Source organism: Pseudomonas sp. JV245A, assembly GCF_032424515.1.
GTDB classification, from domain to species: Bacteria; Pseudomonadota; Gammaproteobacteria; order Pseudomonadales; family Pseudomonadaceae; genus Aquipseudomonas; species Aquipseudomonas protegens.
Genome location: NZ_VYKE01000150.1, coordinates 1 through 12,285, shown reverse-complemented (window position 1 = coordinate 12,285; position 12,285 = coordinate 1). Strand labels below are relative to the sequence as shown.

The window sequence follows — 12,285 nt, the reverse complement described above, 5'->3', positions numbered from 1 at the left end:
GGCGCGGCTCCGGCAGGCGCACGAAGTGCTCGGCGGCGCGGCTGAAGCGGCTCAGGGGTTGGGCCAGGGAGTCGGCCACGGTCACCGTCCAGCCGGCTTGGCTAAAGGCCCGGGCCCACTCCAGGCAGGCCGGGGCCCGGGCGCCGAGAATCAATACACGCATGGCAGTCCCTCGGGTAGTTGCAGCATCAGCAGACGGCGTCTTTTCGCTTGTGGCGGCGGTGCCTGCCAGTGGCCGAAGCTCAGCTGCGGCGCCTGCAGCCCTTGTTGCGCGCAGAGTTCGGCGAGGGCTTCGCTCAAGCGCTGGCACAGCCCGTGGTAGTCGCCCGAGGTACGCAGGTTGGCCTGCCAGAGCAGCCCGCGCTGGTGAATCTGGTATTCCTCCAGTTCCGCCCCCAGCATCAGCAGGGCCCGGCGCAATACGTCAGGGTAGAGCGGTGCCAGCTGCTGGCCGTCGAGCCGGGGCAGCCAGAGGATCTCGTCGGCGCGGCCTTCCACGGCGGCGATGGCCCGCTCCGCACGGCCACAGGGGCAGGGCGCGCTGGCCACCCGCAGGATGTCGTTGAGGCGATAACGCACGATCAGCTGCGTACGCCGGGAAAAGTCGGTGATGATCGGCTGGAAGCGCGTGCGCTCAGGGTCCAGCCATTGCGGCTCGATGTGCAGGTGGCTTTCATTCAGGTGCAGGGTGCCAGCCTCGCAGGTGTAGCCGAGAAAACCTTCACTGGCCTGATAGATCTGCTGCGGCTTGCGCCCGAAGGCTTGCTGGACCAGCTCGGCGTCGGTGCTTTCCAGCACTTCAGCCACCGACAGGATGTGCCGTGGGCGGATCGTCAGCTGCCCGGCCAGGGCCGCCTGGGCCAGCCCCCGCAGCACCGTGGCCGGGGCCACCAGCACGTCCGGATGCTGCTGGTTGAGGCGTTGCAGGGAGGCGGTCAGGCCTAGGGTCAGGTCATGAAAGGCGAAGTCGATGCGGCGGCTGGCGAGGGTGGTGTACAGGCGGCTATTGGCCCGCAGGAAGAAGGCGATCCGCAGCGGCGCCAGCCAGGGGCACAGCAGCCGGGGCAGCAGCGCCCGGGGCAGGGTGCGCGCCAGCAGGATGCCGGCCCAGCGTTGGCGTTCCACACTGCTGACCAGGAACACCCCCTGAGCCCCCGAGGTGCCGCTGGACAGGCCCACGGTGATGTCCCCCAGGGTCGGGCTGAAGTCCCGGGAACGCTCGGCCTGCAGGGCCACCGGCAACACCTGTTCCAGGCTCAGGGCGCGGGTGTTGAAGGCGGCGAAGTCGCTCATCAGGGCGGCTTTGTCCATGATCGGCAAGCTGTGCAGGCCGTCTTGGGTCAGCCCGTTGAAGCGCTGGCCACGGGGCAGGACTTTGGCCATGAAGTGCCGCAGGCGCCGGGCCTGCCAGGCTTCCAGCCGCTCGCGGCGGCGAAAGCGCAGGGCGTAGCGGCTGAACACGAATGAACCGATGCTGCGCAGAGTGCCCAGCAGGCGCTCACTGTTCATTGGCGAACGCCTCCCAGGCCTGGGTGCAATGGGACGGCAGCACCGCCACCGCCGGTTCGCGGCGAATCAGCTGGCCCAGGCCGCTGTAGGTGCGCACGTATTGCTGACGGTCGGCGCTGGCAAACCACAGTGCCGGTGCAGCGGGCAGGCGCTCGGCGCGGCAGGCCGGCACCGACCAGCAGGCATCGGCCACCAGGAACACCGGCCGGCCCTGGGCGTCGGGGATGAACAGGCCCAGCTGGCCGGCGCTGTGCCCCGGCAGCGGCACGCCGATCAGGCTGCCATCGCCGAACAGGTCCAGGCCTTGCTCGAAGGGCGCCATCCAGCTTGGCAGCGCACAGCTGGGGCTGGCTTCGGCCAGGCGCAGGCGGGCGCTGAAGTCGTCCGGCAGCAAGCTCGGCAGATGGCCGCCAAGGGTGGCGCGCCAACGCTGGCCGCGCAGGCTGTCGATATGCCGGTAATCGGCTTCCAGGGCGATAAAGCGCGCATTGGCAAAGTCCCGCAGCCCGGCGATATGGTCGGCGTGGAAGTGGGAAATGATCACATGGCGGATATCCCCCGGGCCGATGCCCAGCTCATGCAGCTGCGCCCCCAGTTGCTCGACCACCGGCAACTGCACCGGCACCGCACTGCGGTACAGGCGCTCGGGCAGGGCCCGGGTGGCCTGGAAGAAGTGCTCGGCGTAGCCGGTGTCGTACAAAATCCAGCCGTGCTCCGGGTGCTGGATCAGCCCGCACAGCGCCGGAAATTGCACCGGCGCCAGGCGCCCGCCACGGTCGGCCATGCATTCCAGGTGCTGGCACCAGCCGGCCCGGAGGATCTTCAAGCTGACGCTGCGGCTCATGCTCGTTGCCTCTGCTGGGCCAGCCACCATTGGGCGTGCTGGGCAATGCCCTGTTCCTGGGTGATCACCGGGTGGTAGCCCAGCTCGCGCTGGATGGCGCTGATGTCCAGGGTCTGGCTGAAGGCCAGGACGCCTGCGCCGTAGCGGGTGATCAAGGGTTCGGCGCCGTTGCCCAGCCGTGCCTTGAGCTCCAGCAGGCGCGCCACGCCATGCACCAGGGGCCAGGGCAGGCGACGGGTGCGCAGCGGCAGGCGGAAGTGCTCGGCCATCTGTTGCAGCAGGTCCTTGAAGGCCAGGGGTGTGCCGTTGCTCAGGTTGTAGACGCACAGCGGGCGCGGCAGGGGCCGGGTCAGGGCCAGCCACACCGCGTGCACCAGATTGTCGACGCAGGTCAGGTCCAGCTGCGCCTGGCCGCCGCGCATCAGTGGAATCGCCCCCCGTTGCATCACCCGCAGCAGGCGCGGCATCAGGGTTGCGTCCCAGGGGCCGAACACCGCCCGGGGGCGCAGGATCACGCATTCGGGCAGCTTGGCGTCTGCCAGCAGGGTTTCGGCCTGGGCCTTGCTGCGGGCGTAGTCGTTCACCGGTGGTGGCAGCGGCTGGTCTTCGCGGATGCCCAGGCGATCACTGAAGTTGAAATACAGGCTGGGGGTGGAGATATGCACCAGCCGCGGGATGCGGTTCTTGCCGCAGGCGTGGATCACCTCGGCGGTGGAGTCGAGGTTGGCCCGGGCGAAGGCCTGGGGCGAACCCCAGGGTGAAGACAAGGCGGCGCAATGCACGATGGCGTCATGCTCGCGGCTGGCATCGGCAAGCAGGCGTTTGGCCAGCGGGCTGCCGTGCTCCAGGGGCAGCCAGCGCACGGGCGCCGGGCTGTGGGCAATGACTTGCGCCGCCGCCTCGGGGTTGCGCCCGCTGAACTGCACCTCGCAGCCTTCGGCGGCCAGCTTCCAGACCAGATGCCGTCCGATAAAACCGGTGCCGCCGGTGACCAGGATCTTCATCAAAACTCCAGGATCATGCCGCCCAGGGACAGGCCCGCGCCGGTGCCGATCAGCATCAGGGTTTGTCCGCGTTGAATGCGCCCGTCGCGCACCGCGATATCCAGAGCGGTGGGCAGGGACGCCGCCACCTGATTGCCATGCTGGGCAAAGATATCGATGACTTTCTCCGGCCCCAGGCTCAGGCGTTTGGCCGCATGCTGCATAGCCTGTTGGCTGGCTTGATGGGGGATGATCCAGTCGATCTGCGCAAGGGACAGTGCGGCTTGCTGCAGCAAATCGTCCATCAGTTCGGGCAGGTGCTTGGCCGCGAGGCGGAACACGCCTTTGCCCTGCATGGTGAAACTGGTCAGGGGCTCGAAGGGCACCTGGATGCGTCGCGGATGAAAGCGCGAACCGCCGGCGGGGATCTGGCACAGCGCGGCGCCTTCGGCGTAGGTCTTGAGGCGCGAGGCGAGGATCTTCGGGCCGCCGTCGCCGGCTTCCAGCACCACTGCTGCCGCGCCGTCGCCGAAGATGCCGCAGACTTCCACCTGCTGCCAGTCCAGGCCGCAGGAGGCGATGTCGGCGCACACCAGCAGCACGCGTCGGTAATGCCCGGCCTGGATCGGCCAGGACAAGGTATCCAGGGCGGCGATAAAGCCCAGGCAGCTGGCGTTGATGTCCATGGCCGGAATACCCGACTGCCCCAGGCCCAGCTCCCGTTGCAGCAGCGCGGCGTTGCAGGGCATGCCCTGGTCCATGGTGCCGCTGGCGCAGACGATCAGGTCCAACTGATCCAGCGCCAGGCCCGCCGCTTGCAGGGCCTGGCGCGCGGCGCTGGCGCCGAGGCTGGCGGCGGTGTCCGCAGGATCGGCGACGTGGCGCTGCTGCACTCCGCTGATGCGCGCCACGCTGCCGGTTTCCAGGCCGAGCTGGCGGTCCAGCTCGGCACTGGTGACCACCCGCTGCGGCAGGGCGTGGCCGGTGCCGAGCATGGCCAGGGCGCGGGCCGGGCGAGGGGAGGACGCTGATGTGTGCATGCAAATTCCGTGTGTGGGCGTCGGGGCTGGCGTTGAGAGAGGCGGTTAGTGCGCTGGCAGTGCCGCCGGGCATTGGTTCAGGAAGGCTTGCAGCCCCTGCTGGTAGGCCTCGGTGGGCATCAGGTCAGTGTGTTTGGCGATGAAGCAGGCCACGCCTTGACGCTCCATATCGGCGTCCGCCACGAGGTAGAAGTCGGGAATTTCCTGCACGCTTGCGATCTGCTTCCAGGCCAGGCTGCTCTGACCTCCGCGAGCGTTGAGCAGGGTGAAGCCCTGGTCGTCGAAGTTCAGGCAATAGGTGCCTTCGACGGCCCGCAACCGGGTTTCGATCAGGCGCTGACTCAACCCGCGCAACGGCGCTTGGGGTTTGATCGGGGTGGCGGCAATACGGGCTTGCAGGTGCTTGATCCAGCGTCCGGAAAAACGCCACCACAGGGGGATGAAGATCAAGGCGAACGCCACCATGGCGATGACCTTCTCCGGGGTGAAGGTCCGCTCGGGGAAGTAGATCGACAGGCAGCCGCCGATCAGGCACAGGGTGAACATCACTGGACCGATCAAGCGGCTTTGCCAACGGGCAAATGAGGTCATGACCCGGACATGCTGCTGATCACCCTTGAGCAGTTCCTGCTTCAGCGGTTCGGCAATCCAGGCTTTGGTGTGGGCGGGGGTGATGCGGTAGTGCAATTCCATGGGGGCTGAATCCGAGGTCCGTGTTCGGTGAGGGCGGCAGTCTACCGGCTTCTGGGGTGTGTTGAGCAGCGGCGTGTGCGCCAACGCCAAGCGGCTGTTCAGGCTGGAAACTGCTCCAGATGTTGCTCCACCCACTGGTACAGGCGCTCGTCCAGCTGCGGCCGCTGCTGGTTGAAGTGGTCCTGGCAGCGGTTGAAGAACGGGTCCTGGTTGATGCGCATGGCCAGCTCGACGGGGCCTTCGCTCCCGGCGTGGGCGGCTCGTAGCTGCTGCTGGCGCTGATTGGCCTGCTCCAGGGTGTCCGCCAGGGCGTCCAGATGCAGGAGCCTGAACTGAGCGATGGCCTGGGACAGATGAAAGTGCAGGGCGCTATCGAAGCCTTCCCAGCCCTCGAAGGCCAGCCATTCGTGCAGGATCATGAAGCATCGCAGTGCCGGGGCCAGCGCCTCCAGTCGTTGGAAATCCAGCCAGTACTGACGCGGGAGTTGCTCGGCGGTTTCGATGGCCTGGGCAATCAGGTCCAGGGCCTGGCCCTTGTCCCGGTGATGCTTGCGCAGGATGCGCTGGGTCAGGGTGAAGCGCGCTTCTTCTATAGCGTGCAGGGCGCGGTTCAGGTCGTAACCGGCGGCGTGCAGCTGTTCCCGGGCGTGCTCGGCGGGCAGGCCGGATTTGTCTACCAGCACCTGCAGCAGCTCGGCTTTGTAGAGCTCGGCGGCTTGCTGCGGATTATTGGCGCAGCGGGCGAGCAGGGCCTGGGCATGGCGCAGGCCGATGGGAATCAGCTTGCGTAGCTGTTGCAGGGCTTGGGTGTGCGTCGGGTCCATCGACTGCGGTGCCTCGGGGATGGCGGATGTTTGGGAGGAGCGATTATCCACCTTGGGCGATGGATTGTGCTGGTTTAAAACAAGGGCCCCATGACGTTCGCAAGACCTGTAGGAGCCGGCTTGCCGGCGAAGGCGTCGGCCAGGACGTCGGAGAAGGCAGGGCAGGCCTCTTCGCTGGCAAGCCAGCTCCTACGGGATGTACGCGGTTTGGGGTTGTAGGAGCCGGCTTGCCGGCGAAGGCGTTGGCCGGATTTCGGTGAAGGCAGGGCAGGCCTCTTCGCTGGCAAGCCAGCTCCTACGGGGCGGTGTTTAGGCGGGGCCGGGGCGGGCGCCGTCGAGCAGGGCGTCCACCACGGCGCGGGCCATTTCCACGGAATGCACCATGGACCAGATCAGTCCGCGCTCGATGCCGCTGGCCCGTTCGGTGATTTCATCGGACACCTCTTCGGCGCATTTGAGCAGCAAGGAAACGTGCATCAGGGCGTCTTCGGCATTCACCTGGGGCTGTACGGCGAACAGCGGATGGCCCTGGGCGTCGCGCAGGCCGAAGGGGCGATGGCGGGTGCCGTGCAAGGCGGCCAGCAGGTTGGCGTTGGCGCGGTCCAGCTCCGGGTCGCGGCGCGGATGATCGGTGGGCAAGGGTGGATCGGGGACGAGCTTTTTCATGAGACTGGTTCCTTTAGCAATTTAAGAAACCGCCGGATCTCACTTCCACATGAGAGGGTGGCAGCCGTGCGCAGGTGTGGAAGACCGGGCTAAAGGAACCGGCGCACCCGAGGGTGCCCTACGCACAGCCGCCATAAATCGAGTTCACCCTAGCCGCATCGGCAAGGGTGTTCGAATGAGACGACTGCACGTCCTTTATCCCAGACTTCCACATCCGGGCCGCTGATTTGGCAGCGGCACCGGGAGACTGCCTGATCGTTCGAAGGGGTACAAGGCGCTCAAAGGCGTGGGGGATTCTCTCGGATTTGCCCTACAAAACAAAGCGAATCCGCTTCGATGCCGGGCGGCATCCCCTTACAAGCTCTGCTTTTCTCCAGGCAAAAAAAAGGGCCTGGAGACGAAGCTCCAAGCCCTCAAAAGGTGAGAGGTGTCTAGTCCCTCAACCTGGTGAGCGGTGTTGCGTGTTTCGGTGTTGCGCCGGTTACGCCTTCAGCGGAACCAGGCGCGGGGCAATCATGTTTTCCGGACGCAGGATGTCGTCGAGCATGGCGTCGTCCAGCAGGCCTTCTTCGCGCACCAGTTCCAGTACGCCACGGCCACTTTCCAGGGCGATGCGGGCGATACGGGTGGCGTTTTCATAGCCGATGTACGGGTTCAGCGCGGTGACCAGGCCGATGGAGTGCTCCACCAGTTCGCGGCAACGGGTTTCGTTGGCGGTGATGCCGGTGATGCAGTGCTCGCGCAGCATGTCCATGGCGCGTTGCAGCAGGCGGATCGAGTCGAAGATCTTGAAGGCGATCAGCGGTTCCATCACGTTCAGTTGCAGCTGGCCGCCTTCGGCCGCGATGGTCAGGGCCAGGTCGTTGCCGATGATCTGGAACGCCACTTGGTTGACCGCTTCCGGGATGACCGGGTTGACCTTGCCAGGCATGATCGAGCTGCCGGGCTGACGCGCTGGCAGGTTGATTTCGTTGATGCCGGTGCGTGGGCCGCTGGACAGCAGGCGCAGGTCGTTGCAGATCTTCGACAGCTTGACCGCGGTGCGCTTGAGCATGCCGGAGAACAGCACGAAGGCGCCCATGTCGGAGGTGGCTTCGATCAGGTCGGCCGCCGGTACCAGCGGCTGGCCGCTGATGGTGGCCAGGCGTTGTACGGCCAGGTGCTGGTAGCGCGGGTCGGCGTTGATGCCGGTACCGATGGCGGTGCCGCCCAGGTTGACTTCGGTCAGCACTTCCGGCGCCAGGGTCTTCAGGCGAGCCAGGTCTTCACCCAGGGTGGTGGCGAAGGCGTGGAATTCCTGGCCGAGGGTCATCGGCACGGCGTCTTGCAGCTGGGTACGGCCCATCTTCAGGACGTGGCTGAATTCCTGGCCCTTGGCGGCGAACGACTGGATCAGGCTGTCGAGGCTGGCCAGCAGCGCGTCGTGACCCAGCAGCAGACCCAGGCGGATCGCGGTCGGGTAGGCGTCGTTGGTGGACTGCGCCATGTTCACGTCGTTGTTCGGGTGCAGGTACTGGTATTCGCCCTTGCTGTGGCCCATGGCCTCCAGCGCGATGTTGGCGATGACTTCGTTGGCATTCATGTTGGTCGAAGTGCCAGCGCCGCCTTGAATCATGTCCACCACGAACTCTTCGTGGAAGTCGCCGCGGATCAGGCGGGCACAGGCCTCACTGATGGCTGCATGCTTGGCTTCGCTCAGATGACCCAGTTCGCGGTTGGCGTCAGCAGCTGCCTGCTTGACCATTGCCAGGGCCACGACCAGTTTTGGGTAGTGCGAAATCGGAACGCCGGAGAGGCGGAAGTTGTTCACCGCTCGCAGGGTCTGGATGCCGTAATACGCTTGAGCCGGTACTTCGAGTACGCCAAGCAGGTCTTTTTCTGTGCGGAAAGATGCAGCGGAGGACATGACGGAGATCATCTCGGTAGGGACCCGGTCTGTGCCGGGAACGCTGCGAATCCTAGGCCGAAGGGATTTTTTGGGCCAATGCTGTTAAACACTGGGCTATGCATATTCGGCATAATGCCGGTGTGACGCCGGGTTGCCGGCGAGCGTGTGACCTAAAATGGTGCGTGTCCGGGAGGACGTGATGAATCTGGAAAGCAAATGGCTCGAGGACTTCAGTGCCCTGGCCGCCACCCGCAGCTTTTCCCAGGCTGCCGAGCGACGTTTCGTGACCCAGCCGGCCTTCAGCCGGCGGATCCGCAGCCTGGAAGCGGCCCTGGGCCTGACCCTGGTCAACCGCTCGCGTACGCCGGTGGAGCTGACGGCAGCGGGGCAGTTGTTCCTGGTGACCGCGCGCACCGTGGTCGAACAGCTCGGCGAGGTGGTGCGTCACCTGCACCACCTGGAAGGCGGGCAGGGCGAGGTGATGCAGGTGGCGGCGGCCCACTCCCTGGCGCTGGGCTTCTTCCCGCGCTGGATCGCCCAACTGCGCAACGAAGGGCTGAACATCGCCACGCGGCTGGTGGCCACCAACGTCGGTGATGCGGTGCACGCCCTGCGCGAAGGCGGTTGCGACCTGATGCTGGCCTTCTATGACCCGGACGCGGCCTTGCAGATGGACTCGGAAATCTTCCCCTCGCTGCACCTGGGGCACACCGAGATGCTCCCGGTGTGCGCCGCCGATGCCCAGGGCAAGCCGCTGTTCGACCTGGAAGGCGAGGCCAGCGTGCCGTTGCTGGCGTACAGCGCCGGGGCTTTCCTCGGGCGTTCGGTGAACCTGCTGCTGCGCCAGCGCAACCTGCGTTTCACCACCGTCTATGAAACCGCCATGGCCGACAGCCTCAAGAGCATGGCCCTGGAAGGCCTGGGCATTGCCTGGGTGCCGCAACTGAGCGTGCGCGCCGAGCTGGCCCGGGGCGAGCTGGTGGTGTGCGGCGGGGCGCAATGGCATGTGCCGCTGGAGATTCGCCTGTACCGCTGCGCCCTGGTGCGCAAGGCCAACGTACGCTTGCTCTGGCGCAAGCTGGAAGGCGCTGCCGCGCAAGCTGCGGCCACGTAGGAGCCGGCTTGCCGGCGAAGGCGTCGGCCGGGAGGGCGGTGATCGCAGGGTGGGCCTGTTCGCTGGCAAGCCAGCGCCTGCGAGGGGGGGGCTGGATTGACCTTGGAGTCAATAAAATCGGGGTTTTGCGCCGGAAATACTTTGTTTTGCAGATGGTCGGCGAAAGTGCGTTTAACGCGCCTTTTTCGGTATACTGCGCGGCCTTCGGCCGGTTCGCCTGGCCATAATTCGTACAATTTAAGCCACGCATTTCGCGTGGCTTGTTGTTTTTGACGCGCCTGCGGGCGCCCAGAGAGAAGAGGCACGACGATGAGTGCACTGGTTGGCGTGATCATGGGCTCCAAGTCCGATTGGTCCACCCTTAGCCACACCGCCGATATGCTGGAAAAGCTCGGCATCCCTTACGAGGTGAAGGTGGTTTCCGCACACCGCACCCCGGACCTGCTGTTCCAGTACGCCGATGAGGCTGAGGCGCGAGGCATCGAGGTGATCATCGCCGGTGCCGGCGGCGCGGCGCACCTGCCGGGCATGTGCGCGGCCAAGACCCACCTGCCGGTGCTGGGCGTGCCGGTGCAGTCGTCGATGCTCTCGGGCGTGGATTCGCTGCTGTCCATCGTGCAGATGCCGGCCGGCATCCCCGTGGCCACCCTGGCCATCGGCAAGGCCGGCGCGATCAACGCGGCGCTGCTCTCGGCGAGCATCCTGGGCGCCAAGCACCCGCAGTTCCATGCGGTGCTGAAAAAATTCCGTGCTGAACAGACAGACAGCGTCCTGGACAATCCAGACCCCCGCGTCGCCTGAGGTTGTTGACGATGAAGATCGGTGTAATCGGTGGCGGCCAGCTGGGCCGCATGTTGGCCCTGGCGGGGACTCCGCTGGGAATGAACTTCGCTTTCCTCGACCCGGCGCCGGACGCCTGTGCCGCCGCCCTCGGTGAACACCTGCGGGCCGACTACGGCGACCAGGACCACCTGCGCCAGCTGGCCGATGAAGTGGACCTGGTGACCTTCGAATTCGAGAGCGTGCCGGCGGAAACCGTGGCCTTCCTCTCGCAGTTCGTGCCGGTCTACCCGAGCGCCGAAGCACTGCGCATCGCCCGCGATCGCTGGTTCGAGAAGAGCATGTTCAAGGACCTGGGGATTCCTACTCCGGAGTTCGCCGACATCCAGTCCCAGGCGGATCTCGACGCCGCCGTGGCGCGCATCGGCCTGCCGGCCGTGCTCAAGACCCGCACCCTGGGTTACGACGGCAAGGGCCAGAAGGTCCTGCGCAGCGCCGCCGACGTCGCAGGCACCTTCGCCGAACTGGGCAGCGTGCCTTGCCTGCTGGAAGGCTTCGTGCCCTTCACCGGTGAAGTCTCGCTGATCGCCGTGCGCGCCCGAGACGGTGAAACCCGTTTCTACCCGCTGGTGCACAACACCCACGACAGCGGCATCCTGCGCCTGTCGGTGGCCAGCAGCGACCACCCGTTGCAGGCTCTGGCCGAGGACTACTCCAGCCGCGTGCTCAAGCAGTTGGATTATGTGGGCGTAATGGCTTTCGAGTTCTTCGAAGTGGACGGCGGCCTCAAGGCCAACGAGATCGCTCCGCGGGTGCACAACTCCGGGCACTGGACCACCGAAGGCGCCGAGTGCAGCCAGTTCGAAAACCACCTGCGGGCGGTGGCCGGCCTGCCCCTGGGCTCCACGGCCAAGGTCGGTGAGAGCGCCATGATCAACTTCATCGGCGAAGTGCCGCCGGTGGACAAGGTCATCGCTATCGACGACTGCCACCTGCATCACTACGGCAAGGCCTTCAAGGTCGGTCGCAAGGTCGGCCACGCCAACCTGCGCTGCGCCGATCAGGCGACCCTGCAAGCGCAGATCCTCAAGGTGCAAGCGCTGATCGCCGAGTAACAAATCCTCTGGCTGGCGGGAACCTTCGTTTCCCGCCGTTCTCTGATAGCAGGATGCCAAAGTGCTGGCTAGGCTTTGGCTTGAACCCCCCTTACAGAGGAACAGCCATGGGCATTATTGGAACCATTTTCATCGGCTTGATCGTTGGTCTGCTGGCGCGCTTCCTCAAACCGGGCGACGACAGCATGGGCTGGATCATGACCATCCTGCTGGGTATCGGCGGTTCGCTGGCAGCCACATATGGCGGCCAGGCGCTGGGTATCTACCAGGCTGGCCAGGGCGCCGGTTTCATCGGTGCGCTGGTGGGCGCGATCGTCCTGCTGGTGATCTACGGCTTCGTCAAGAAGAGCTGAACCACGCTACAAGCCCCCTCTGCCGTCCGCGCGGAGGGGAGCCTTTTTCTTCATCTGAAACTTCAACGCATCTGACGGTCTGGGTACTAGAATGCCCGGGTTTTCCCGTCCTTCCCTTTTGACCGAGCCACCCTCACATGCGCCGTCTTCTATTGACCTTTGTTCTGCTGGGCTGCGGCCTGGCCCAGGCTGGCGAACTGCCGGAAACCGATTGGCTGGAGCTGATGCCCAAGTCGGACCAGAAGGCCCTGGAGCAGATGCCGGAAATCGACCACAACTCCCCGGAAGCCAATGGCACCTTCACCGAAAAGGGCGGCCTGAAGCAGAGCAAGGGGTTGCCGGCGGTGATGTATTCCACCAAGACCGTGCCGGCCATGAATGACAAGCAGATCCGCATCGGCGGTTATCCGGTGCCGCTGGAAGCCGATGCCAAGGGGCGCAGCACGCTGTTCTTCCTGGTGCCGTACCCGGGCGCC

General features: G+C 65.7%; 13 protein-coding genes. 5 read left to right on the top strand and 8 right to left on the bottom strand.

The features are described from left to right. Nucleotides 1–150: 150 nt before the first annotated feature. From F6S12_RS26230 to aspA, 8 genes are all read right to left on the bottom strand, one after another. Entirely contained in the window at nt 151–1,509 is a 1,359-nt protein-coding gene (locus F6S12_RS26230; RefSeq protein ID WP_315869478.1) for a F390 synthetase-related protein, read from the bottom strand. Next, nucleotides 1,499–2,353, bottom strand: coding sequence for an MBL fold metallo-hydrolase (locus F6S12_RS26225; RefSeq protein WP_315869477.1), 855 nt, complete (start codon nt 2,351–2,353; stop codon nt 1,499–1,501). Before F6S12_RS26225 ends, F6S12_RS26230 begins: the two co-directional genes overlap by 11 nt. Then, complete coding sequence (locus tag F6S12_RS26220; RefSeq protein WP_065365013.1) at nt 2,350–3,357, bottom strand: NAD-dependent epimerase/dehydratase family protein; 1,008 nt, start codon at nt 3,355–3,357, stop codon at nt 2,350–2,352. Before F6S12_RS26220 ends, F6S12_RS26225 begins: the two co-directional genes overlap by 4 nt. Beyond that, nucleotides 3,357–4,376 carry a beta-ketoacyl-ACP synthase 3 gene (locus F6S12_RS26215; protein WP_315869476.1) on the bottom strand — a complete coding sequence of 340 codons (1,020 nt, stop codon included), beginning with the start codon at nt 4,374–4,376 and terminating at the stop codon, nt 3,357–3,359. Before F6S12_RS26215 ends, F6S12_RS26220 begins: the two co-directional genes overlap by 1 nt. A gap of 45 nt (nt 4,377–4,421) precedes the next feature. Next, a complete protein-coding gene (locus F6S12_RS26210; RefSeq protein WP_311166579.1) occupies nt 4,422–5,069 on the bottom strand; it encodes a hypothetical protein in 648 nt (215 codons plus the stop codon). 98 nt (nt 5,070–5,167) lie between these two features. Beyond that, nucleotides 5,168–5,893: a hypothetical protein gene (locus F6S12_RS26205; RefSeq protein WP_053160468.1), complete on the bottom strand. Its 726-nt coding sequence runs from the start codon at nt 5,891–5,893 to the stop codon at nt 5,168–5,170. Between the two features lie 309 nt (nt 5,894–6,202). After that, the gene (locus F6S12_RS26200; RefSeq protein WP_053154616.1) at nt 6,203–6,559 is read right to left on the bottom strand and encodes a DUF6124 family protein; all 357 of its coding nucleotides are present in this window, start codon (nt 6,557–6,559) and stop codon (nt 6,203–6,205) included. Between the two features lie 481 nt (nt 6,560–7,040). Further along, entirely contained in the window at nt 7,041–8,465 is a 1,425-nt protein-coding gene (aspA, locus tag F6S12_RS26195; RefSeq protein ID WP_315869475.1) for an aspartate ammonia-lyase, read from the bottom strand. Between the two features lie 181 nt (nt 8,466–8,646). On the opposite strand from aspA, the gene F6S12_RS26190 reads away from it, so the two are divergent. From F6S12_RS26190 to F6S12_RS26170, 5 genes are all read left to right on the top strand, one after another. Beyond that, entirely contained in the window at nt 8,647–9,561 is a 915-nt protein-coding gene (locus F6S12_RS26190; protein WP_011064292.1) for a LysR substrate-binding domain-containing protein, read from the top strand. Between the two features lie 309 nt (nt 9,562–9,870). Continuing rightward, complete coding sequence (gene purE / locus F6S12_RS26185; protein WP_011064291.1) at nt 9,871–10,362, top strand: 5-(carboxyamino)imidazole ribonucleotide mutase; 492 nt, start codon at nt 9,871–9,873, stop codon at nt 10,360–10,362. An 11-nt stretch (nt 10,363–10,373) separates the two neighbouring features. Continuing rightward, a complete protein-coding gene (locus tag F6S12_RS26180) occupies nt 10,374–11,456 on the top strand; it encodes a 5-(carboxyamino)imidazole ribonucleotide synthase (protein ID WP_123472606.1) in 1,083 nt (360 codons plus the stop codon). Nucleotides 11,457–11,563: 107 nt separating this feature from the next. Next, entirely contained in the window at nt 11,564–11,809 is a 246-nt protein-coding gene (locus F6S12_RS26175) for a GlsB/YeaQ/YmgE family stress response membrane protein (RefSeq protein ID WP_011064289.1), read from the top strand. Nucleotides 11,810–11,946: 137 nt separating this feature from the next. Beyond that, a partial coding sequence (locus F6S12_RS26170; protein WP_315869474.1) for a DUF3299 domain-containing protein occupies nt 11,947–12,285 on the top strand: 339 nt, incomplete at its 3' end.